Raw genomic sequence first — 21,060 nt, forward strand, 5'->3', positions numbered from 1 at the left:
GTGTGAAAATGACCGCCGCAGATGAGAGAACACAGAGATGCGCGCTATTCTGTCCATCGATCAGGGCACCACCAATTCCAAGGCCATACTCGTCTCGGAAAGCGGAGAGTTGCTCGCGCGCGGCTCATCGCCGGTCGGCATTACCTATCCGCAGCCCGGCTGGGTGGAACAGGACCCGAACCGTATCTGGGCCTCGGTCCGTGAAGCGATCTCCGCCTGCCTCGCAGCCGCACCCTCCGACGTCAGCGTCGAAGCCATCGCCATCTCAAACCAGCGCGAATCGGTCACAATCTGGGACGGTGAAACCGGCGAGCCGCTTGGCCCGGTGCTAAGCTGGCAATGCCGCCGCACCGCACAGGACTGCGCAGACCTGATCGCAAAGGGACAATCAGAACGCGTCATGGCCCTGACCGGCCTGCCGATCGACCCGATGTTTCCCGGCGCTAAGATGCGCTGGCTGCTGGAACGGGCGCCGAAAGGCCGCAAGCTTCGCCTCGGCACCATAGATAGCTGGCTCATCCATTGCTTCACCGGCGGCAAGGTTCATGCCTGCGACGCCTCAAACGCAGCCCGCAGCCAGGTGCTCGATCTCAACCGGCAGGTCTGGAGCGACGAGCTCTGTGACCTCTTCGGCATCGATATCAATGCCCTGCCGGACCTGCGCGACAGCAGCGGCGACTTCGGCGTGACATCAGGCGTTCCCGGCATCAAGGATGGCACGCCGATCCTCGCGGCCATCGGCGACAGCCACGCCGCCCTCTTCGGCCATGGCGCTTTCAACCCCGGAGACGGTAAAGTGACCTTCGGCACCGGCTCGTCGGTCATGACGACGCTGCCGCATTTCATCGCGCCTGAGCGCGGCATCACCACAACGGTTGCATGGCGGCTCGGCGGCAAACCGACCTTCGCCTTTGAAGGCAATATTCTCGTTTCGGCAGCCTCCCTGCCATGGATGACGGACATTCTCGGCCTGCCGGATGTCGCCGCGCTGGTGGAACTCGCCGCCACGGCCGAACCGGAGGGGCCGGGGTTTGTGCCGGCCTTTGTCGGCCTTGGCGCGCCCTATTGGGATACCAACGCGCGCGCGCTGTTTTCGCAAATCAATTTCAGCACCACCCGCGCCCAGATGGCCCGGGCGGTCACCGATTCCATCGCCTTTCAGGTCCACGACGTCTTCGCCGCCATGCGCGCGCAGTCGCCTTCCGGTTTCGGGCGCCTCTTCGTGGATGGCGGGCCGAGCCAGAACCGTTTCCTGATGCAATGCGTCGCCGATATGCTGGAACACCCCGTCATTCAGCGCGATGCGCCGGAAGCCTCCGCCCTCGGCGCTGCCTATCTCGCCGGCCTGGCCCTCGGTGTCTGGAGTGATCTTAATGCCATCGCAGCGTTGAATAGCAACGGGAACACCATCGCGACTTCAACCGGTGAAAGCCGTCAGCGGCTCGGCATCTGGCGCGATGCGATTGCTCGCTCGACCTTGCCCGTAACCTCGGGTAATGGTGAATAAAAATTCACCATGGAGGGCTTATGGGCAGGATCAACGAACTTCGGATGATATCCCGCGTGGCGCAGATGTATTTCAGCGAGCACAAACGGCAGGCGGAAATTGCGCAGCATCTCAACCTGTCGCAGGCCACCGTCTCGCGCATGCTGAAACGTGCGGAGGCGGAAGGCATCGTCCGCACCAGCATCATCCCCCCACCCGGCACCTATAGCGATCTGGAAGCGCAGCTGCGCGAGCGTTTCGACCTGCCGGAAGCCATCGTCGTTGATTGCAGCGAGGATCGCGACGGCGCGATCATGGCCCGCATCGGTGAGGCTGCCGCACATTTTCTCGAGGTGACCCTGTCGCAGAACGAGATTATCGGCGTATCCAGCTGGAGCCAGACGATCTTCAAGATGGTGGAAAACATCCATCCGCTGAAGGGAGCCAAGGCGCGCTATATCGTCCAGACACTGGGCGGCATGGGCGATCCTTCCGTGCAGACGCATGCGACCCAGATCACCACCCGGCTGGCGCGGCTCACCGAGGCCGAACCGAAGCTGCTGCCGGTGCCGGGCGTCGCCACATCGCGGGAAGCCAAGCTTCTGATGCTGGCCGATCCCTTCGTGCGCGAAACCATCGATCTCTTCGGCTCCATCACGCTCGCCATCGTCGGCGTCGGCGCAGTCGAACCGTCGGAGCTTCTCGCCCGGTCCGGCAACATCTTCTCTACCAAGGAGCTTGCCGATCTCGCACAGGCGGGTGCGGTGGGCGACATATCGCTGCGGTTCTTCGACAAGGATGGCAAGCCGGTCAAGACGCCGCTCGATGATCGGGTCATCGGCCTGCCGCTGGAAAACCTTTCGAATGTCGATCGCGTCATTGCGCTCGCCGGCGGCTTGAAGAAGACCGAGGCGATTGCCGGCGCGCTCCGCACCGGCGTCATCGACGTGCTCGTCACCGATAAATTCACCGCCGAACGACTGGTCGGCCAGGAAACATAGCCAAAATCCCATAAAGGAGGAGACATGAGGCGCTTTGAAGGTCAATCCGTATTCGTGACCGGGGGCAACAAGGGCATCGGTTACGGCATCGCCCGCCGTTTTGCCGAAGAAGGCGCGAAAGTCGCCATCGCCTCTGTCGACAAAGACACACATGACGCCGCTAAAAAACTGGCGGACGAAACCGGCACCGTCACCCATGGCGTCATCCTCGACGTTAGGGATGCGGCGGCGGTGCGTGACGCCTATGGCGCTGCGGAAGACGCGATCGGCGCGCTTTCCATCTCCGTCCAGAACGCCGGCGTCATCACTATCTCAAAGATCGAGGATCTGACGCAAGAACAGTGGGATTTGAACCTCGACGTCAACACCAAGGGCGCGTTCCTCTGCTGCCAGGAGGCAATCCGTCGCTTCCGCGCAAGCGGCACCAAGGGCCGCCTCGTCAACACCGCCTCCGGCCAAGCGCGTCAGGGCTTCATCTACACGCCGCATTATGCTGCGTCCAAATTCGGCGTTATCGGCCTGACGCAAAGCCTCGCCAAGGAACTTGCACCTGAGGGCATCACCGTCAACGCCATCTGCCCCGGCATCATCCACACCGAAATGTGGGATTACAACGACCGCGTCTGGGGCCAGATGCTGGGCGAATACAAGCCCGGCGAGTTGATGGCCGAATGGGTGCGCAACATCCCCATGCGTCGCGCCGGAACGCCCGCCGAAGTGGCGGCGCTGGTGGCATTTCTGGCATCAGAGGATGCGGCCTATATCACGGCCCAGACGATCAACGTCGATGGCGGGTTGATCATGTCTTGAGGCCTGTTTGGGAACTGAGCAGCACGCCCCAATCTCCCTCATCCCTATGCCTGTCACAGGGATCCAGCCAGCCCAAGTCCTTGGGCTGAAAGGAGTCTTCCCGTCGCGCAGACGCGCGTCGGCTGGATTCCTGTGACGAGCACAGGAATGAGGGAGGTAGGCCGTACTGTCAGTTGCGAAGCCGATAACCCGTCTTAAACATCCAGGCGACAACACCGAGGCAAACCGCCAGAAACAGCGTGATCATCGCAAGGCTGATCACCGGATTGACGTCGGCGATCTCATAAAAACTCCAGCGGAAACCACTGATGAGATAAAGCACCGGATTGAAATGGCTGACCGTCTGCCAGAAGGGCGGCAGCATGTCGATGGAATAGAAGCTGCCGCCAAGGAAGGTCAGCGGCGGTACCACCAGCATGGGAATGAGGTTCAGCTGCTCGAAATTCGTCGCCCAGATGCCTATGATGAAGCCGAACAGGCTGAAACTGACAGCCGTCAGCACGAAGAACAGCACCATCATGAACGGATGGGCAATGGTGATATCCACGAAGAATGACGCGGTTATCAGGATGATCGTGCCGATCATCAGCCCCTTGGTCGCCGCAGCGCCGACATAACCCGCGACGATTTCCGTCATCGACACCGGCGCCGACAATATCTCGTAGACCGTGCCGGTGAACTTCGGGAAATAAATGCCGAAGGAGCCGTTGCTGATACATTGCGTCAGAAGCGTCAGCATGATGAGGCCGGGCGTTATGAACGCACCGTAGGAAACGCCGCCAACTTCCTGAATCCGCGAACCGATCGCCGTTCCGAACACGATGAAATAAAGCGACGTGGAAATGACGGGCGACACCACGCTCTGCAGCAGGGTGCGGCGGGTGCGTGCCATTTCGAACAGGTAGATGGACTTGATGGCTTCGAAATTCATTTCTGGCCTCCGACCAGCGAAACGAAGATATCCTCGAGCGAGCTTTGCCGCGTCGAAATATCCTTGAAATGGATGTTGGCGGCAGAAAGAGCGCCCAGGAGATCGGCGATGCGTCCCTGCTCGCCATTTCCCTCGATTTCGTAGGTGATCGTGCTGCGGTCGTCCGAAAGCGTCAGGGCAAAGGGGGCGAGACTGTCAGGCAACCGTTCCACCGGTTGCGTCAGTTCAAGAAAGAGCTGTTTGCGGCCGAGCTTCTTCATCAGCGCGGTCTTTTCTTCCACGAGGAGCAATTCGCCGCCGTTGATGACACCCACCCGGTCGGCGATTTCTTCCGCCTCCTCAATGTAATGCGTCGTCAGAATGATGGTGACGCCCTTGGCGCGCAGCTCGGAAACGACATTCCACATGTCGCGGCGCAAGGTCACATCCACGCCGGCGGTCGGCTCATCCAGGAAAAGCACCTTAGGCTCGTGCGCAAGCGCCTTGGCGATCAACACACGACGCTTCATGCCGCCGGAAAGTTCCCGCAGCATGTTGTCTTTCTTGTCCCACAACGACAGGGACTTCAGAATGCTTTCGATCAGCGCCGGGTTCTTCTTCTGCCCGTGCAGGCCGCGCGAGAAGCTGACCGTGTTCCACACAGTCTCGAACATGTCCGTCGTCAGTTCCTGGGGCACGAGGCCGATAAGCGCGCGGGTCTGCCGAAAATCCTTCACCACATTGTGGCCGCCGACAAGCACCGAACCTTCCCCCGGATTGACGAGGCCGCAGACGATGGAAATCAGCGTCGTCTTGCCGGCACCGTTCGGGCCGAGAAGGGCAAGGATTTCCCCCTCTTTAATATCGAGGCTGACGCCTTTGAGCGCCTGAAAGCCATTTGCGTAGGATTTTGTCAGATTCCGTATGGAAACAATGGCATTCATGACGAACTCTTTTGGAAATCGAGTGAGATGAACGCCATATAGGCCGCAGAGGTTGCAAAAGCCAGCCCGGTGAACTGAACACTGCGTTCGGCACAGACGGAAAATCAGCCGTAAACGCTATAGAAAAACTGCGCGGCGACGAAGACCAGGAACACGCCGAAGGCCCGTTCCAGCTGCTTTTTGCTGAGCGCATGGGCAAGCCGCACGCCATAGGGAGCGACGAGAAGCGTGATGGGGATGAGCAGCACCACGGCGATCCAGTTGATGAAACCGGTCGAAAACGGCGGCAGGCCTGCATTGCCCCAGCCGGCCCAGATGTAACCGAGAAGGCCCGGCAGCGAGATCAGCACCCCGACGCCGGAGGAGGTGGCGACGGCCTGATGGATCGTTCGGCCGTAAAGCGTCATGAAGGTATTGTTCATCACCCCGCCACCCACGCCCATCAGGCCGGACAGAAGGCCGATGCCCGTGCCGACCAGAAACCGGGCCGGGTTTTTCGGCAGGTCGGAGCCGAGTTGCCAGCTCGCCCGGTTGACGATCATCCGGAAGGCGAGCGCGAGTGCGATGAAGGCGAAGATCAGCCGTAACGCCACGCTGGAAGCATATGCCGCCACAACGGATGCGAGGATGGTGCCGAGCGGCACGGCGACAATCCATCCCTTCAGCAGATCGATATCGACCGCGCCCTTCTGGCGATGCGTCAGGAACGAACGGACGGAGGTCGGCACGATGATGGCAAGCGAAGTGCCAAGCGAAAGATGCATGCGCACCGCCTCCGGCACGTCCAGAAGCCCGAAGACATGATAGAAGACCGGCACCAGCACCGCGCCGCCGCCAATGCCGAACAGCCCTGCCAGAAGTCCGGCCACGACACCCGCGGCCGCAAGTGCGGCGGCAAAGACCAATATCTCTGAAACAGGGGGCATGAGAGCGGTCTCCGGGGGCCGTTGTCACAAACATGTGACGCTCATAGCGTATCAGAAAAGCGCGGCAAGCCATGTTGGCCGCAGGTCAGTACGGCGCGATGTCTTTTGCCGCATATCCGCGCCGGATGGACCACTCCGTGGGATCGTTTTCCCATTGCATGCCCTTGCAAAGACGCCGATATCCCCCCGATAAGGCCGTCTTCTTCACCGGCCTTCGGGCCGGTCTTTTTTTGTGGGCGTGGTACGAGCGGCTATCGCTGGCGCGCAGATAGAGAAACATCCCCAACTTTCGTCATTCCTGCCTTATCCCGGGATCCACAGCCATCGGCAGCAAGTTGATAACAAGCCGCTCTCCGTGCTCGACGTCTTCCTCGGCCTTGTGCCGAGACCGACGCGACTTAGTCACAATGCCTGTAACCGGACTTGCGGGTGCGCAGGTCGAAGTGGAAATGGTTCCAGTGATTGGGATCGCTGCCCGGCCCGAGAACGGTGGAGAAATATTTGCAGCTGTCGGACCTCACCGCCTTCAGCAGTGCCTTTTCGCGGAAGGCGAAGAAGCTCTTGCTGCGGACGTCGATCTCCTTGCCGTTCTTCAGCGTGATCGTGCCGATATCGATGGCATTGCCGCGCGCATGTTCGGACCACGGATTGCTGGAACGCGAATTCATCTTGCGACAGGAATAACCGCCCATCGGCGTGATACGGCCAACGCCGGAGAGATAACGGAAGCGCGAGGACGGCACGAGTTCGAACTTCACCCATTTGGCGAAGGCAAGCGTGACCTGGCAATTGAGCTTCACCGCCGGACGAATGGCAACGCCGCTGGCAAGACCGCTGAGTTCAATCGGATAATCGATGCCGCAGGTCGGGCCATCGGCAATACGTGCGACGTCGCGGAAGGCGACGCCGAGGCGGCGCAATTCGCTGCGGCAGGCAACTTCGGATGATGGCATGACGCCTGGCGGCATCGACCGGTTGCTCTGCATCGGGCCACCCGCCATCGGATCGTTTGGCATGAGCATTGCGACTTCCTCCACCGGCTGGCGGCGGGAAGAGGAGCCAACTGGCGGCGGCGGTATCAGCCGCGATTGACTGGCGCCCTGTTGCCGGCGAGGAGGAGAGACGGCAACTGGATTATCGGTGCCGATGCCATCGACCACAGGCTGTGCCGAAGCGCCTTCGGCAATATCCGCATCCTGTTCTTCGGCAAGTCCACGAACCGGCTCCACGCCCAGCATGGAATCCATGTTCACGCCGCCCTCGCCTTCGGCGTTCTGGTTGCTGGCCAACTGCTGCCCGGGCATGGTCTGGGCTTGCATGGTCTGGGCTTGCATGGTCTGGCTCTGCATTGTCTGGCTTTGCATGGGTTGCGCCGGCATATTGGTATGACCGCTGGCCGCCATGCGCGCCTGATGCTGAGAATCGAGCGTGGAATACCCCTGCCCGGCCTGCGGCGATTGCAGCAGCGGATCCTGCGAGGCGTAAGGTTCCGGCATCGGCTGCGACATGGTGGAGGGATAATCGGCGCCCTGCCCGGCCCGTTCGACCTGATTGACCGCGCCTGATGGAGCGCTGTAGCCCTGCTGCCGCGACGAGCGAATGGCACTGACGCGCGTGGTGCCGTCCACCTCGGCCGGAGGCACGAGGCCTTCCGCCGAACATGACACCATGACCGTGGAAATCATCAGCAACGTCACAAGACGACGCGGAAGGGAAACATACGCCATACGAGAACCTGTACCTTCAGCGGCCGCAATCGCGGCAATACAGGACAAATTTTAAAGAAATGAGGTAAATGAAACCTTATTGGTTGCGGGAAATAACGAATGGCAAGTTTTGCGGTCCATCTGATGCAAAAGCCCGGCCCAGCCGCATCCGTGGAGAGGAGAAAGTTTGAAGACCTCCCCGCCGTCATGCTCGGGCCTGTCCCGAGCATCTGCAACCGATTGATTTTACGAGGCATGGTTGGAGCCTCGGGACCAGCCCGAGGATGACGTCGAGTGTGGGTGAAGGTCCGTCAACACGCAAAGGGCGCAACCAAAGCCACGCCCTCCACTTATTGAAAAACGGATCAAATCAAGCCGCCCGCGAAACCGCGCGTCCTGCGCCCTGCCCCAGTTCGAAGCGTGAAAGCAGCGCCCGCAGCTGCTGGCTTTCTTCGGCGAGCGTCTGGCTCGCCGCCGTCGTTTCTTCCACCATGGCGGCATTCTGCTGGGTCATCTGATCCATGTGGTTGACGGAGGTGTTGATCTCCTGCAGGCCGGTCGCCTGTTCCCGCGCCGCCGTGGCGATGGAATTGACATGGCCATCGACGCGGTTGACCAGCGCCACGATCTCGTCCAGCGCATCGCCGGTGGAACGCACCAGCGCGACGCCACCGCCCACTTCCTCGGCCGAGCGGTTGATAAGGGTCTTGATCTCCTTGGCGGCATTGGCAGAGCGTTGCGCCAGTTCACGCACCTCCTGCGCCACCACCGCAAAACCGCGCCCCGCCTCGCCGGCACGCGCCGCCTCGACACCGGCATTCAGCGCCAGCAGGTTGGTCTGGAAAGCGATTTCGTCGATGACCGAGATGATCTGACCGATACGTTTCGACGAATCCTCGATACGTCCCATGGCATCGACGGCATTGCGGACGATCTCACCCGAACGGCCGGCACTGGTTTTTGTGTCCTGCACCATCTGCCGGGCTTCATTGGCACGCTCGGAGGCGGTGCGTACCGTCGCGGTGATCTCATCGAGAGCGGCCGCCGTCTCTTCCAGCGCCGCCGCCTGCTGTTCGGTGCGGCGGGAAAGATTGCCGGTCGCGCCGCTGATGTCGGAGGCGCTGTCATTGACGACTTGGCCGGTTCTCGCAATCGCCTCGATCGCGCCATGCAGCGCGCCGACGGCACGATTGAAATCCACACGCAGTTTTTCATAGTCCGAGCCTATATCGGCAAGCTCGACCGTCAGATCGCCATTGGCCAGCGCCTCGAGCGCATGGCCAAGCCGCTCCATGGCATGGGCCTGGCGCTCGGATGCGGAACGCAGAACCATCTCGTTGCCGTGTCGCGCCTCCTCCAGCGCCCGCTGCTGATCGGCCTCGCGGGCCTGCAGCGCGCTGCGTTCATTGACGCTGTCACGCAATACCAGAAGTGTTTTGGCAATCGCACCGATTTCATCGCCGCGGTCGGCAAACTGGATTTCGGCCGCGCCGTCACCGTCGGCGATCCGCTTCATGCTCTGGCGGATAAGATCGATCGGCCGCGTCACGCTGCGCACCACGAAGGCGGCGACGCCAACGACCAGAAGGCCCACCACGACACAAAGGCCGCCGTTAAAATACGCGTCACGCCAGAATACAGCCTCGAGGTCATCGACATAAACGCCGGTGCCGACAATCCAGCCCCAGGGGGCGAAGCCAGCGACGTGGGAAAATTTCTCGACCGGATCCGGTGCACCGGGCTTCGGCCAGTAATAATCGACAAAACCCTGACCGCCCGCCTTCACCGTATTCACGAATTCCACGAACAGCGCCTTGCCGTTCGGATCCTTGTTAGCGGTGAGGTCCGTGCCATTCATTTCAGGCTTGATCGGGTGCATCACCATGGTGGGATGCATGTCATTAATCCAGAAATAACCGCTGCCGTTGCCATAACGCATCGCCGCGATCGTTGTTTTCGCCTGCTGCTGCGCCGCCTCCCGCGTCAGGCTTCCGCCCTGCTCCAGCTGGTAATATTGCTTGATAATGGCGACGGCCGTCTCGTTCATCGCTGCCAGCCCGGCTTTGCGCTCGCGCTCCATCTCACGATAACTTTCAAACAAGCTGAATGTGAGAGCCGCGGCCAGTATTGCCAGAAACAATGCGACGAGCGCATAAAGGCGCATAGAGATTGTTACGTTTTTCATGTTCCCCCCAACATCGCCGAATGCACTTCGACCAGCCGATGTTAAAGGCAAGAAATTTATTATTATTAAATACGAATATTATACGATGGTCTTATTCCATGGCTCGATGAAAACATCGTTCCACCGTTCCGAATTACGACATCAGGCGTGAAATTTCAGACCCTCCACCGTCATTTAAAGACAGCGTTAACCGTGCCGCCCCTATCCTTCCTGTCCGAAATGACTCTACAGGGAGGCGCGCGATGGCCCGGCCGAATTTCCGCTATACGCATTATGACCTGAAGGAATTGCGGGCTGGCACCACGCTTGAAATATCGTTGTCGTCCGTCAACAATGTCCGGCTGATGACGGGTGCAAATTTCCAGCGTTTCACTGAATTGCTCGACTTCAAATACCTCGGCGGCGTCGCCAAAAAATCACCGATCCGCATCGCCGTTCCGGAAACCATGCACTGGCACCTGATCATCGATGCAGAGGGTCATAGCGGCCTGGCAGAATCCTCGGTCAAGATGCTACCGGCGCAGCCGCAGGCAACACTCACTCGCAAGGCATCCTGATTTCTTTTAAAAACAGTGTGTTGCCGCGATTTCGCGATTCACTTTGCCAGAGGCTTGATTCTTTTTCTCAAGATCACCGAAGCATGTACCCCCGGCCGCATAGAGACTAGCGCGACCCGCGCTCGCGGCGCAGCTTCGCCCACCAGTCGAGACGTTTGCGTATTTCCCGCTCGAAACCCCTGTCCGGCGGATCGTAAAAGGTCGTACGTCCCATTTTCTCCGGGAAATAATCCTGCCCGGAAAAGGCGTCGGGTTCGTCATGGTCATAACGGTAACCATCCCCATAACCCTCGCCCTTCATGAGCTTGGTCGGTGCGTTGAGAATATGTTTCGGCGGCACCAGCGAGCCGTTCTCCTTGGCCGCCCGCATCGCCGCCTTGAAGGCGGTATAAACGGCGTTGGATTTCGGCGCGGTGGCGAGATAAACGCAAGCCTGCGCCAGTGCGAGTTCCCCTTCCGGCGAGCCTAGATAATCATAGGCATCCTTGGCGGCATTACAGACCGCCAACGCCTGCGGATCGGCAAGGCCGATATCCTCCACCGCCATGCGCACCAGCCGCCGCCCGAGATAAAGCGGGTCTTCACCGGCATCGAACATGCGGGCGAGATAATAAAGTGCCGCATCCGGGTCGGAACCGCGCACGGATTTATGCAGCGCGGAAATGAGATTGTAGTGGCCGTCCTGGCTCTTGTCGTAAACCGGGGCGCGGCGCTGCACGATGCGGGTCAGCCCTTCGGTATCGAAGGTCTCATCCTTGCGCGCCGCCCGCCAGACCTCTTCGGCAAGCGTCAGCACGGCGCGGCCATCGCCATCGGCCATGCGGAGGAGGCTTGCCCGCGCCTCTTCCGTCAGCGGCAGTGGTTTACCCTCGGCCTCTTCGGCGCGCTTCAGAAGTTCGCTCAGGCTATCCTCGTCGTGCGAACCGAATGTAAGGACACGCGCGCGCGACAAAAGAGCGGCGTTTAGCTCGAAGGACGGGTTTTCGGTGGTGGCACCCACGAGAATGATGGTGCCGTCTTCCATGACCGGCAGGAAACTATCCTGCTGGGCGCGGTTGAAACGATGGATTTCGTCGACAAAAAGCAGCGTCTGCCGGCCATTCATCCGGCGCGTGCGCGCTGCCTCGAACACCTTCTTTAGATCGGCCACACCGGAAAAGATCGCCGATATCTGCTCGAAGGCCAGCCCCGCCTCGCCGGACAGCAGGCGGGCAACCGTGGTCTTGCCCGTACCGGGCGGCCCCCAGAAGATCATCGATCCCAGTGAGCCGCTGTCGATCATGCGGCGCAGAACGCCCTCTTCACCCGTCAGATGTGGCTGCCCACTCACCTCCGACAGCGTTTTCGGACGCAGACGATCGGCCAGAGGCCGCCGGTTGGCGACCTCCACAGGCACTTGCGGGGCAAAGAGATCGTCGCTCATCGCAGGAACTGCCGGATACGCTGCCCGTCGCGCAGGATTTCCACCCGCCAGAAGCCGGGATTGTCGTCCAGCGCCTTTTCAACCGCAGCGGTGGAGCCGATATCCGCACCATTCAGCGACAGGATGACATCCTTCGGCTGGAAACCGACGCGATAGGCCGGTGAGCCACGCTTCACATCGGTGATGACGACGCCCGTCACCTGCGAAGGCATGCGCAATTCATCCGCAAGCTTCGGCGAGAGGTTGGCGACGGTAGCACCTGCGAAGGGATTGCGGCCTTCGAGCAGCCGCTCGTCACGCGGCGCGGTTTCGGGTGCCGTATTGAGAGCGATGGTCAGCTTCTTTTCTTTGCCCTTTTCCACCACCGTCAATTCGGCCGATTTGCCGATGCCGGCCGTCGTCAGGCGATAACCCAGCGCATCGGGATGCTCCACTTCCAGGCCATTGACCGCAGTCACCACCTGTCCGGGCTCGATACCAGCCTTCTCCGCCGGACCACCCTTGGTGACGCCGACGACGAGCGCGCCGCGCGCGCGATGCAAGCCGAGCGCTTCCGCGACATCTGACGTCACCGGATCGAACGTTGCACCGATATAGGGCCTCTGGAAGTTAGCGTCGCCGCGCTCCGCGGCCGCTACGAAAACCCGAACCAGATTGGCGGGAATGGCAAAACCGATGCCGTTCGACCCGCCGCCCTTGGAAAAGATCGCGGTATTGATGCCGACCAGCTCGCCCGCCATGTTCATCAGCGCACCGCCGGAATTGCCGGGGTTGATGGAGGCGTCGGTCTGGATGAAGAAGCCGAAATCACCCTGCGTCACCTGGTTGCGCGCTAGACCGGAGACGATGCCGCTCGTCACCGTCTGGCCGACCCCGAAGGGGTTGCCGATGGCGAGCACCAGATCACCAACCTCGATCTTGTCGGAATCGCCGAGCGACAGCACGGGGAATTGCTCCTTGGCGTCAATCTGCAACACGGCGAGATCAACCCGATCGTCCTTCATCAGCACCTTGGAGGAAAACTCGCGACCATCCGCCAGCGCCACCTTGATGTCATCAGCGCCGTCGATGACGTGATTGTTCGTCACCACGAGGCCGCCCGCCGTTACGATCACGCCCGAACCGAGCGATGACTGCTTTTCCGTACGGTTCGGCATTTGCTGGCCGAAAAACTGCTCGAAGAAGGGATCACCGGCAAAAGGGGAAACACGCCGCTGCACGACGCGCTCGGCATAGACATTCACCACAGCACCTGCGGTGCGCTTCACCAGCGGCGCGAAGGAGAGCTGCATTTCCGTGTGGCTTGCCGGCACGGTCTTGTTGTCCTGCGCTCTTGCGCCCACGGGCAGGAGAACGAGCGCAGCAAGAAAGCCGGTGGACAGATACTTCAACACGCCTCGCATGTGATTCCTCATCGTCATCAGTATGATGGAGTTATAACGCCAAAGCCTGTAAAGCAAAGAGCGGCAAGATGATGGCCACACTTATCCCGGCAGAGATCGGCCGGCGCAATTGGAACCAACAGCATCCATTTTTGGTTTCAGCCGACAAGACTGTCCTTAGAAGAGACGATCCATGCATCTGAAACCCACCCTCCTCGCCTCTGGCATCCTTTTCGCCACCTCCCTCCTTTCACCGGCCAGCGCGGCAAGCTTCGATTGCACCAAGAGCGATCTGGCGGCCGATGAAAAAGCGATCTGCGACAACCGCGCGCTGAACGACCAGGACGTGAAGATGGCCACCACCTTCGACATCCTAACCCAGCTGATGGCGATGGGCGCGCGCGATACCTTGCGCGACGAACAGAGCAAATGGCTGAAGAAACGTCAGGAATGCGCAGCCGATGTCGCCTGCCTGACGGGGGCCTATGAGGAACGCATGAAGCGCCTCGGCGAAGCGTTCCAGAGCATCAACCGTCCGCTCTGAGCGTCATCGCCTGCCTCACACCGCACGGATGATGTCTTCCATGAGACCATGCAGCTGGTCGCGATAACCGGTTCTGGCCGAAGGCGCATCCTCGCGCGAGGTCATGACCACTGAAAGCCGTCTGGCGGGCACGATATAGAGCATCTGCCCGCCGTAACCCCAGGCGTAATAGACCGTCTCCCCCGCCATTTCCTTGATGAACCAGCAATAGCCGTAACCATCGCCGTTGAAGACGGAATTGGTGCGCTGCTGCCAGGACTGGCTGATCCATTCCTGAGAAATAAGCCGCTCACCATCAGGCGTCACGCCGCCAAGACGATAAAGCTCGCCAAAGGCCAGCAGGGAACGCGCCGTCATCGCCATCTGGTTGCCACCGAGATAGATGCCCTGCGGATCACGCTCCCAGCCGCCAATGGAGAACCCTTCCAGCGGGCGGAACCAGTCTCGGGCAAGAGAAAGCGTCGAGCGGCCGGATGCCTTCGTTAATATCGCCGAGAGCAGATGTGTGGAGGCCGTGGAATAAAGCATGCCGCCACCAGGCTCGCCCGCGAAACCGGACCCCAGCGCCATTCTTACCCAGTTGCGGCTGGCAACCCAGCGGCCATAATTCGGGCCGGACATGCGCTCCAGACCGGATTGCATGGAAAGAAGATTGCCCACGGTAATCCGCTCCAGCCGCGGATCGGGGTTAGGCGGAAAATCACCGCGCAGGATGGTCGCGATCGGCTGATCTGCGCCCTCAATGATCTTGCGATCGATCGCCATGCCCACCAGCGCCGAAATGACCGACTTCGACGCCGACTTGATATTGGTGGAACCGTTGAGGCTGGCACCATGATAAGCGCGGCTGGCGACTTCCTCGCCATCGATGCTGACAATCACCGCCTTGAGGCTGGAAAGTGCATCCGCCTGCGTCAGCAACGGATCGAAACGGATGTTGTTGCCGGCGCTTTGCGCGCGGGCCAGCGGAGCAAAAGGCAGCGAGGCGATGAGGGTAAGTGCGGTTCGTCTTTTCATGGTGATGAAGTTAGGCATCGCCGCGTTCTGGAAAAGGGTCGCTGGACGAACATCACTCCAATGTGACTGCTGCGTGGCAGACGGCGAGCCGGCAATTTCGCATTTATTATGGGAAAACAGAATGTTGAAGGGAGTTAGAGAATCAGCCTGCGAGGCACTTGAATCTGTTTGTGAACCAAGGTGCGTCATCTGGTTCGGACAGCAAAAAGCCGCCCAGAGAGCGGCTGATCGAACGACTGTAAATCGCACATCACGTTCGACGTCATGCTCGGGCCTGTCCCGGGCATCCACGTCGCATAACATCGATTGGTTGCAGATGCTCGGGACAAGCCCGAGCATGACGGGTGAGCGTTTTCCGACCTTGATCAGTAAGCTGCAGCCACCGCGCGACGGGACGGTTAATTAACTCCCCACCCCACTCTGCGACAGCTTACTCCGGCAGAATCCGCACAGCACCCTTGTCCGCGCTCGACGCAAAGGCCGCATAGGCCTTGAGCGCCGTCGTGACATTACGCTTGCGCGGTGCTTCCGGCTTCCAGCCCTTTTCTTCCTGCTCGGCCCGGCGCGCGGCCAGTTCCGCATCCGAAACCTTGAGATTGATCGTGCGGTTCGGAATATCGATCTCAATCAGGTCGCCCTGACGCACGAGGCCGATGGCACCGCCCTGCGCCGCTTCCGGCGAGGCATGACCGATGGAAAGGCCTGACGTGCCACCGGAGAAGCGACCATCGGTGATGAGCGCGCAGGCTTTACCGAGGCCCTTGGACTTGAGGTAGCTGGTCGGATAGAGCATTTCCTGCATGCCCGGGCCGCCCTTCGGTCCTTCATAGCGGATGACGACGACGTCGCCCGCCTTGACCTCGTTGCCGAGAATGCCCTTCACGGCCGCGTCCTGGCTTTCGTAAACGACTGCCGATCCGTTGAATTTCAGGATGGATTCATCAACACCCGCCGTCTTCACGATGCAGCCATCGAGCGCGATGTTGCCGTAAAGAACGGCCAGACCGCCATCCTTGGAGAAAGGCTTCTCGACCGAACGAATGACGCCGTTGTCGCTGTCGGTGTCCAGATCATCCCAGCGCGAGGACTGGCTGAAGGCCACCTGTGTCGGTACGCCGCCCGGAGCGGCCTTGAAGAACTGCCGCACCATTTCGCTGTTGGTGCGCGTGATGTCCCAGCGGTCGATGGCATCGCCAAGCGTCGCTTCGTGTACGGTATAGGTATCGCGGTTGATGAGACCGCCACGCTCCAGCTCACCGAGAATACGCATGATGCCGCCGGCGCGATGCACGTCTTCCATGTGCACATCCTGCTTCGCAGGCGCAACCTTGGAAAGGCAGGGAACCTTGCGGGAAAGCCGGTCGATGTCCTCCATACCGAAATCGACGCCGCCCTCGTGGGCTGCCGCCAGAATATGCAGAACCGTGTTGGTGGAGCCGCCCATGGCAATATCCAGCGACATGGCGTTTTCGAACGCCGCCTTGTTGGCGATGGTGCGCGGCAGAACGGTTTCGTCGTCCTGCTCGTAATAACGGCGGGCCAGATCGACGATCAGGTGACCGGCTTCAACGAACAGGCGCTTGCGATCGGAGTGGGTGGCAAGCGTCGAGCCGTTGCCGGGCAATGACAGGCCGAGCGCCTCGGTCAGACAGTTCATGGAATTGGCCGTGAACATGCCGGAACAGGAACCGCAGGTCGGGCAGGCGGAGCGCTCGATGATCTTGACGTCCTCATCGGAAATCTTGTCGTCGGCAGCAGCCACCATCGCGTCGACCAGATCGAGCGCAACGGTCTTGCCGTGCAGAACCACCTTGCCCGCTTCCATTGGACCACCGGACACGAAAACGGCGGGAATGTTGAGGCGCATCGCGGCATTCAGCATGCCGGGCGTGATCTTGTCGCAGTTGGAAATGCAGACCATCGCATCGGCGCAATGGGCATTGACCATATATTCGACCGAGTCAGCGATGATCTCGCGCGACGGCAGCGAATAGAGCATGCCGTCATGGCCCATGGCGATACCATCATCGACCGCAATCGTGTTGAATTCCTTGGCAACGCCGCCGGCCGCCTCGATTTCGCGGGCAACGAGCTGGCCGAGATCCTTTAGATGCACATGGCCCGGTACGAACTGCGTGAAGGAATTGACCACCGCGATGATCGGCTTGCCGAAATCGCTGTCCTTCATGCCGGTGGCGCGCCAAAGGCCGCGCGCGCCCGCCATGTTGCGGCCGTGGGTTGTCGTTCTGGAGCGATAGGCTGGCATGGTGTTTTCCTCGATCTCTCGGCGAAGGCGTTTGTCCACAACACAGACAAACCGCCTTTCCCCATTTTGCAGTTTTTCTAGCGCAAACCGCACACGCTGTCACTGTCACCTTCAGGCAAAACAGTACGGTTCGGTACGGTACGCTTTCTATTCAGCGCCATCTTTAAAGGACACGCCATCACAAATGCGCGATTATCAGCGGTTCATCGTTGTTTTTCCGCAGAGTGCTGAAACATATCTGTGCAGCGACCGTATTGGCTATCATAATCGATTTATCGCCGATGCACCCGGCTTTTGTGGAGGTTTTTATGCCCGCTTATCGTCCGCCCCATATCGCGTCTTCAGAGATAACGCCCAAATCCTTCTACCTGTCCCGACGCAACTTCCTCGGAACGGCGGCTGGCCTTGCTGCCATAGGGCTGGCCGGACGCGAAGCCATTGCCGCACCACTCTCCGCCAAGCCCGGTGCATACAAGCTGGATGAGAAACTCACCCCGCTCGACGCCGTCACCAGCTACAATAATTTCTACGAATTCGGTGTCGGCAAGTCCGACCCGAAGGAAAATTCAGGCAAGTTCAAGCCAACGCCTTGGACTGTGAAGGTGGATGGCCTCGTTTCCAAGCCGCAGGAATTCGGTATCGAAGAGCTGATGAAATATCCGCTTGAGGAGCGCACCTATCGCATGCGCTGCGTTGAAGGCTGGTCAATGGTCATTCCCTGGATCGGTTTTCCGCTGTCTGCCCTGCTCGACAAGGTGGAGCCGCTTGGCAGCGCGAAATACGTGTCCTTCGAGACGGTCGTCCGCCCGGAGGAAATGCCCGGTCAGAGCGGCCTGTTCCAGCCTCTGTCCTGGCCCTATGTCGAAGGCCTGCGCCTCGATGAAGCCCGTCATCCGCTGACCATCCTCGCCGTCGGGCTTTACGGAGAAACCCTGCCGAACCAGAACGGCGCACCGATCCGGCTTGTCGTGCCGTGGAAATACGGTTTCAAAGGCATCAAATCCATCATGCGGATTTCGCTTGTGGAAAAACAGCCGGAAACGACGTGGAAGAACTCCAACGCCCGCGAATATGGCTTCTATTCCAACGTCAATCCGCATGTGGACCATCCACGCTGGAGCCAGGCGACGGAACAGCGCATCGGCGAAGGAGGCTTTTTCGGCACGCAAAACCGCCCTACCCTGATGTTCAACGGTTATGACGACGTCGCGAGCCTCTATACCGGGCTGGATCTGAAAGCGAATTACTGATCATGGCCTTTGCCCTGTCGCTTCCGTCGCTGCCCAAGCGTTACCAGCCGGCGGCCATCTGGTCGCTGTATGTCATCGGCCTCTGTCCCGGCCTCTGGTATTTTTACCTCGCCGCAACCGGCGGCCTCGGCTTCAACCCGGTCAAGGATTTCGAGCACCTGCTCGGCATCTGGGCGCTGCGGTTTTTGTGCCTCGGCCTGTTGGTGACGCCGCTGCGCGATCTCTTCAACGTCAATCTTATTGCCTATCGCCGGGCGCTGGGTCTGATCGCCTTTTATTATGTGCTCGCCCATTTCACCGTCTATCTGGTGCTGGATCGCGGGCTGATACTCGGCTCCATTGCCGGCGACATTCTCAAACGCCCCTACATCATGCTCGGCATGGCGGGGCTCATCATACTCATTCCGCTGGCGCTCACCTCCAACCGCTGGTCGATCCGCCGTCTCGGCAGCCGCTGGAACACACTGCACAAGCTCGTATATCTCGTCCTCATCGTCGGCGTGCTGCATTTCGTGCTGGCCCGGAAATCGATCACGCTGGAGCCGGTATTTTATATCAGCACCATGGTTGTCTTGCTGGGCTATCGGCTGGTGCGGCCCTCGATCATGACGATGAAGAGGAATAAGCGCGCAAGGCCCGTCCGGACGTAAAGGACGCCACCGCGATCCCGCCGATATAACAGACGATATTCCACACGGAGAAAACGCGGCCGAGCAGCAAAGCTCCGGCCGCCGTTGCGCGAAACGCGTCCAGCGCCGGGAAATGAACGAGCCGGATCAGTTCCACGACGACAACGACGACGACGGCGATGTGAACCTCGTAACCGTGCCAGCGGGACGGAAGGATCGCCGCCAGCAGCAGATAGACCATCGCCCCCCAGAGCACGGATCCGCCGTATTTTACCGCCACGAACGGCAATCCCACCTCGTAGCCGAACGCCCGCAAGCAAAGACCGCCAATGATCACCATCACGGCCGCCGCCAAAAGCCGGATGCGGGCAAAATAAGGCGGGGAAAGGCGTGACGGACCCATGCGAGTTCCTTCCGGTTTTCGTATGAAAATTTAATGGATGTAAATCGAGGCGCGAACATGAGCACAGCAACAGGTCCAGCCGCAACCCGCCTCTCGGTTTTGGACAATCTTCTGTGCGATACCTATCCCTGGGGCGAACTCAAGGGCATCAGGCGCTTCATCGTCGAATTTCTCTATTTCGGCATCAAGGAAGCCCGTGCCTGCCTGTTTGCGGGATTGTTCTTCATTTCCATCTTCGTGGTGCCGCATGGTGGGCTATTTGGCATTCCGCGGTATGACGTGCTGCTGATCATCGCGCTCGGCATCCAGTTCTTCATGATCTGGAGCAGGCTGGAAACGCTTGACGAGGCCAAGGCCATCCTGCTGTTCCATATCGTCGGTTTCGCGCTTGAGGTGTTCAAGACGTCAAGCGCCATCCAGTCCTGGTCCTACCCCGATTTTGCCTATAGCAAGGTCCTCGGCGTGCCGCTCTTTTCCGGTTTCATGTACGCCGCCGTCGGCAGCTACATCATCCAGGCGTGGCGCCTGCTGGATGTGCGCATTCGCCATTATCCCACCTATTGGATGGCAACGCTGATCGGCATCGCCATCTACGCCAACTTCTTCACCCACCACTTCATCGGTGACTACCGCTGGTACATCGCCGCCTGCGCCATCGGCCTCTATTCCCGCGCAACGGTGGTCTATCGCCCCTATGACCGCGACCGAAAGATGCCGCTGCTTCTCTCATTCGTCCTGATAGGGTTTTTCGTCTGGCTGGCAGAAAACATCTCGACATTCTTCGGTATCTGGAAATATCCCGATCAGATCGGCGCCTGGTCCGTGGTGCATATCGGCAAGTGGAGTTCCTGGTCGCTGCTGGTCATCATGACGTTTACGATCGTCGCGCAGCTTAAGCACATCAAGGCCCGTATTCACGTTCCGGAGTGAGAGAAGTAGAACTTCAGCCGAGCGTCTGGCAGGCACGCCAAAGGATTTGCAGAGGTAGCACCTCGCCTGCTCAATTTCCCAATACCCAAACGCAAAAAAAGCCGGGCGATCTCTCACCCGGCTTTTTAACTTATGACGCCTGAAGGCGTCAGACCTTATGCGGCTTCGGCAGCAGCAGCTTCAGCGGCAACGCGAGCCTTGTCGGCTGCGCCCTTGGCGTCAACGTCGCGCTCGACGAATTCAACGACGGCGAGAGCCGCGTTGTCGCCCTGGCGGTAGCCGGCCTTCATGATACGCAGGTAGCCGCCATTGCGGGTTGCGTAACGCGAAGCGATCGCGTCGAACAGCTTGCGAACGGCGTCCTGATCCTTGATCTGCGAGATCGCCTGACGACGAGCGTGCAGGTCGCCGCGCTTGCCCAGCGTCACGAGACGCTCGACGATCGGACGGATTTCCTTCGCCTTCGGAAGGGTGGTGACGATCTGCTCATGGGTGATGAGCGAAGCAGCCATGTTGGCAAACATTGCCTTGCGGTGGCTGGCGGTTCTATTGAGCTTGCGGCCTGAATTACCGTGGCGCATTGCTATTCTCCTTCTACGCAGGTGCCTTCTTTAAGGCCTGCCGTTTCCTGGCACATGCAGATGACTTATCTGCTGTTTGACGGGGAAAGGCAGTCTTTAAGGTCTGCCTT

At 59.9% G+C, this 21,060-nt stretch carries 19 protein-coding genes; 8 read left to right on the top strand and 11 right to left on the bottom strand.

Features of this window, described 5'->3' with window-relative positions; translation table 11 throughout:
- Positions 1 to 37: 37 nt before the first annotated feature.
- The 3 genes from ATU_RS09300 to ATU_RS09310 are packed head-to-tail and all read left to right on the top strand — an operon-like array spanning position 38 to position 3,297.
- On the top strand, positions 38 to 1,507 hold the full coding sequence (locus tag ATU_RS09300; RefSeq protein ID WP_010971945.1) for an FGGY family carbohydrate kinase: 1,470 nt from the start codon (positions 38 to 40) through the stop codon (positions 1,505 to 1,507).
- A gap of 20 nt (positions 1,508 to 1,527) precedes the next feature.
- Complete coding sequence (locus ATU_RS09305) at positions 1,528 to 2,487, top strand: sugar-binding transcriptional regulator (protein WP_035258399.1); 960 nt, start codon at positions 1,528 to 1,530, stop codon at positions 2,485 to 2,487.
- Positions 2,488 to 2,511: 24 nt separating this feature from the next.
- Complete coding sequence (locus ATU_RS09310; protein ID WP_010971947.1) at positions 2,512 to 3,297, top strand: SDR family oxidoreductase; 786 nt, start codon at positions 2,512 to 2,514, stop codon at positions 3,295 to 3,297.
- 169 nt (positions 3,298 to 3,466) lie between these two features.
- Here ATU_RS09310 and ATU_RS09315 read toward each other — a convergent pair whose 3' ends face one another.
- From ATU_RS09315 to ATU_RS09335, 5 genes are all read right to left on the bottom strand, one after another.
- Positions 3,467 to 4,228 (bottom strand): ABC transporter permease, encoded by a 762-nt coding sequence (locus ATU_RS09315; protein WP_010971948.1) that lies wholly within the window; start codon positions 4,226 to 4,228, stop codon positions 3,467 to 3,469.
- Positions 4,225 to 5,151, bottom strand: coding sequence for an ABC transporter ATP-binding protein (locus ATU_RS09320; protein ID WP_010971949.1), 927 nt, complete (start codon positions 5,149 to 5,151; stop codon positions 4,225 to 4,227). Before ATU_RS09320 ends, ATU_RS09315 begins: the two co-directional genes overlap by 4 nt.
- Before the next feature lie 104 nt (positions 5,152 to 5,255).
- Entirely contained in the window at positions 5,256 to 6,077 is an 822-nt protein-coding gene (locus tag ATU_RS09325) for a sulfite exporter TauE/SafE family protein (RefSeq protein WP_010971950.1), read from the bottom strand.
- A gap of 398 nt (positions 6,078 to 6,475) precedes the next feature.
- On the bottom strand, positions 6,476 to 7,804 hold the full coding sequence (locus ATU_RS09330; RefSeq protein WP_035258402.1) for an extensin-like domain-containing protein: 1,329 nt from the start codon (positions 7,802 to 7,804) through the stop codon (positions 6,476 to 6,478).
- A 349-nt stretch (positions 7,805 to 8,153) separates the two neighbouring features.
- Complete coding sequence (locus ATU_RS09335; protein WP_010971954.1) at positions 8,154 to 9,968, bottom strand: methyl-accepting chemotaxis protein; 1,815 nt, start codon at positions 9,966 to 9,968, stop codon at positions 8,154 to 8,156.
- Between the two features lie 242 nt (positions 9,969 to 10,210).
- On the opposite strand from ATU_RS09335, the gene ATU_RS09340 reads away from it, so the two are divergent.
- Positions 10,211 to 10,525, top strand: a complete 315-nt coding sequence (locus ATU_RS09340; protein ID WP_006313995.1) for a DUF1883 domain-containing protein — start codon at positions 10,211 to 10,213, stop codon at positions 10,523 to 10,525.
- A 106-nt stretch (positions 10,526 to 10,631) separates the two neighbouring features.
- Here ATU_RS09340 and ATU_RS09345 read toward each other — a convergent pair whose 3' ends face one another.
- The gene (locus ATU_RS09345) at positions 10,632 to 11,948 is read right to left on the bottom strand and encodes a replication-associated recombination protein A (RefSeq protein WP_010971955.1); all 1,317 of its coding nucleotides are present in this window, start codon (positions 11,946 to 11,948) and stop codon (positions 10,632 to 10,634) included.
- A complete protein-coding gene (locus ATU_RS09350) occupies positions 11,945 to 13,351 on the bottom strand; it encodes a DegQ family serine endoprotease (RefSeq protein ID WP_010971956.1) in 1,407 nt (468 codons plus the stop codon). Before ATU_RS09350 ends, ATU_RS09345 begins: the two co-directional genes overlap by 4 nt.
- 172 nt (positions 13,352 to 13,523) lie before the next feature.
- On the opposite strand from ATU_RS09350, the gene ATU_RS09355 reads away from it, so the two are divergent.
- Positions 13,524 to 13,874 (top strand): lysozyme inhibitor LprI family protein, encoded by a 351-nt coding sequence (locus ATU_RS09355; protein WP_010971957.1) that lies wholly within the window; start codon positions 13,524 to 13,526, stop codon positions 13,872 to 13,874.
- Positions 13,875 to 13,889: 15 nt separating this feature from the next.
- Here the strand turns inward: ATU_RS09355 and ATU_RS09360 are convergent, their stop codons facing one another.
- Both ATU_RS09360 and ilvD read right to left on the bottom strand, forming a co-directional pair.
- Entirely contained in the window at positions 13,890 to 14,891 is a 1,002-nt protein-coding gene (locus ATU_RS09360; RefSeq protein WP_035258413.1) for a serine hydrolase domain-containing protein, read from the bottom strand.
- Between the two features lie 430 nt (positions 14,892 to 15,321).
- Entirely contained in the window at positions 15,322 to 17,157 is a 1,836-nt protein-coding gene (gene ilvD, locus ATU_RS09365; protein WP_010971959.1) for a dihydroxy-acid dehydratase, read from the bottom strand.
- A gap of 308 nt (positions 17,158 to 17,465) precedes the next feature.
- On the opposite strand from ilvD, the gene msrP reads away from it, so the two are divergent.
- The gene (gene msrP, locus ATU_RS09370; RefSeq protein WP_010971960.1) at positions 17,466 to 18,407 is read left to right on the top strand and encodes a protein-methionine-sulfoxide reductase catalytic subunit MsrP; all 942 of its coding nucleotides are present in this window, start codon (positions 17,466 to 17,468) and stop codon (positions 18,405 to 18,407) included.
- A 2-nt stretch (positions 18,408 to 18,409) separates the two neighbouring features.
- Positions 18,410 to 19,057: a protein-methionine-sulfoxide reductase heme-binding subunit MsrQ gene (msrQ, locus tag ATU_RS09375; protein WP_010971961.1), complete on the top strand. Its 648-nt coding sequence runs from the start codon at positions 18,410 to 18,412 to the stop codon at positions 19,055 to 19,057.
- Here the strand turns inward: msrQ and ATU_RS09380 are convergent.
- Positions 19,011 to 19,439 carry a ribosomal maturation YjgA family protein gene (locus ATU_RS09380; RefSeq protein WP_035258406.1) on the bottom strand — a complete coding sequence of 143 codons (429 nt, stop codon included), beginning with the start codon at positions 19,437 to 19,439 and terminating at the stop codon, positions 19,011 to 19,013. The genes msrQ and ATU_RS09380 overlap by 47 nt on opposite strands.
- Before the next feature lie 57 nt (positions 19,440 to 19,496).
- On the opposite strand from ATU_RS09380, the gene ATU_RS09385 reads away from it, so the two are divergent.
- Positions 19,497 to 20,369, top strand: a complete 873-nt coding sequence (locus ATU_RS09385) for a DUF817 domain-containing protein (RefSeq protein ID WP_010971962.1) — start codon at positions 19,497 to 19,499, stop codon at positions 20,367 to 20,369.
- A 155-nt stretch (positions 20,370 to 20,524) separates the two neighbouring features.
- Here the strand turns inward: ATU_RS09385 and rplQ are convergent, their stop codons facing one another.
- The gene (gene rplQ, locus ATU_RS09390) at positions 20,525 to 20,950 is read right to left on the bottom strand and encodes a 50S ribosomal protein L17 (RefSeq protein WP_006313985.1); all 426 of its coding nucleotides are present in this window, start codon (positions 20,948 to 20,950) and stop codon (positions 20,525 to 20,527) included.
- Between the last annotated feature and the right edge of the window lie 110 nt (positions 20,951 to 21,060).

Source organism: Agrobacterium fabrum str. C58, assembly GCF_000092025.1.
GTDB lineage: Bacteria > Pseudomonadota > Alphaproteobacteria > Rhizobiales > Rhizobiaceae > Agrobacterium > Agrobacterium fabrum.

What these genes read in the sequence shown, in the direction of transcription:
- ATU_RS09300 (WP_010971945.1), top strand. Translation starts at nt 38, where the DNA reads ATGCGCGCTATTCTGTCCATCGATCAGGGCACCACCAATTCCAAGGCC.
- ATU_RS09305 (WP_035258399.1), top strand. Translation starts at nt 1,528, where the DNA reads ATGGGCAGGATCAACGAACTTCGGATGATATCCCGCGTGGCGCAGATG.
- ATU_RS09310 (WP_010971947.1), top strand. Translation starts at nt 2,512, where the DNA reads ATGAGGCGCTTTGAAGGTCAATCCGTATTCGTGACCGGGGGCAACAAG.
- ATU_RS09315 (WP_010971948.1), bottom strand. Translation starts at nt 4,228, where the DNA reads ATGAATTTCGAAGCCATCAAGTCCATCTACCTGTTCGAAATGGCACGC.
- ATU_RS09320 (WP_010971949.1), bottom strand. Translation starts at nt 5,151, where the DNA reads ATGAATGCCATTGTTTCCATACGGAATCTGACAAAATCCTACGCAAAT.
- ATU_RS09325 (WP_010971950.1), bottom strand. Translation starts at nt 6,077, where the DNA reads ATGCCCCCTGTTTCAGAGATATTGGTCTTTGCCGCCGCACTTGCGGCC.
- ATU_RS09330 (WP_035258402.1), bottom strand. Translation starts at nt 7,804, where the DNA reads ATGGCGTATGTTTCCCTTCCGCGTCGTCTTGTGACGTTGCTGATGATT.
- ATU_RS09335 (WP_010971954.1), bottom strand. Translation starts at nt 9,968, where the DNA reads ATGAAAAACGTAACAATCTCTATGCGCCTTTATGCGCTCGTCGCATTG.
- ATU_RS09340 (WP_006313995.1), top strand. Translation starts at nt 10,211, where the DNA reads ATGGCCCGGCCGAATTTCCGCTATACGCATTATGACCTGAAGGAATTG.
- ATU_RS09345 (WP_010971955.1), bottom strand. Translation starts at nt 11,948, where the DNA reads ATGAGCGACGATCTCTTTGCCCCGCAAGTGCCTGTGGAGGTCGCCAAC.
- ATU_RS09350 (WP_010971956.1), bottom strand. Translation starts at nt 13,351, where the DNA reads ATGCGAGGCGTGTTGAAGTATCTGTCCACCGGCTTTCTTGCTGCGCTC.
- ATU_RS09355 (WP_010971957.1), top strand. Translation starts at nt 13,524, where the DNA reads ATGCATCTGAAACCCACCCTCCTCGCCTCTGGCATCCTTTTCGCCACC.
- ATU_RS09360 (WP_035258413.1), bottom strand. Translation starts at nt 14,891, where the DNA reads ATGAAAAGACGAACCGCACTTACCCTCATCGCCTCGCTGCCTTTTGCT.
- ilvD (WP_010971959.1), bottom strand. Translation starts at nt 17,157, where the DNA reads ATGCCAGCCTATCGCTCCAGAACGACAACCCACGGCCGCAACATGGCG.
- msrP (WP_010971960.1), top strand. Translation starts at nt 17,466, where the DNA reads ATGCCCGCTTATCGTCCGCCCCATATCGCGTCTTCAGAGATAACGCCC.
- msrQ (WP_010971961.1), top strand. Translation starts at nt 18,410, where the DNA reads ATGGCCTTTGCCCTGTCGCTTCCGTCGCTGCCCAAGCGTTACCAGCCG.
- ATU_RS09380 (WP_035258406.1), bottom strand. Translation starts at nt 19,439, where the DNA reads ATGGGTCCGTCACGCCTTTCCCCGCCTTATTTTGCCCGCATCCGGCTT.
- ATU_RS09385 (WP_010971962.1), top strand. Translation starts at nt 19,497, where the DNA reads ATGAGCACAGCAACAGGTCCAGCCGCAACCCGCCTCTCGGTTTTGGAC.
- rplQ (WP_006313985.1), bottom strand. Translation starts at nt 20,950, where the DNA reads ATGCGCCACGGTAATTCAGGCCGCAAGCTCAATAGAACCGCCAGCCAC.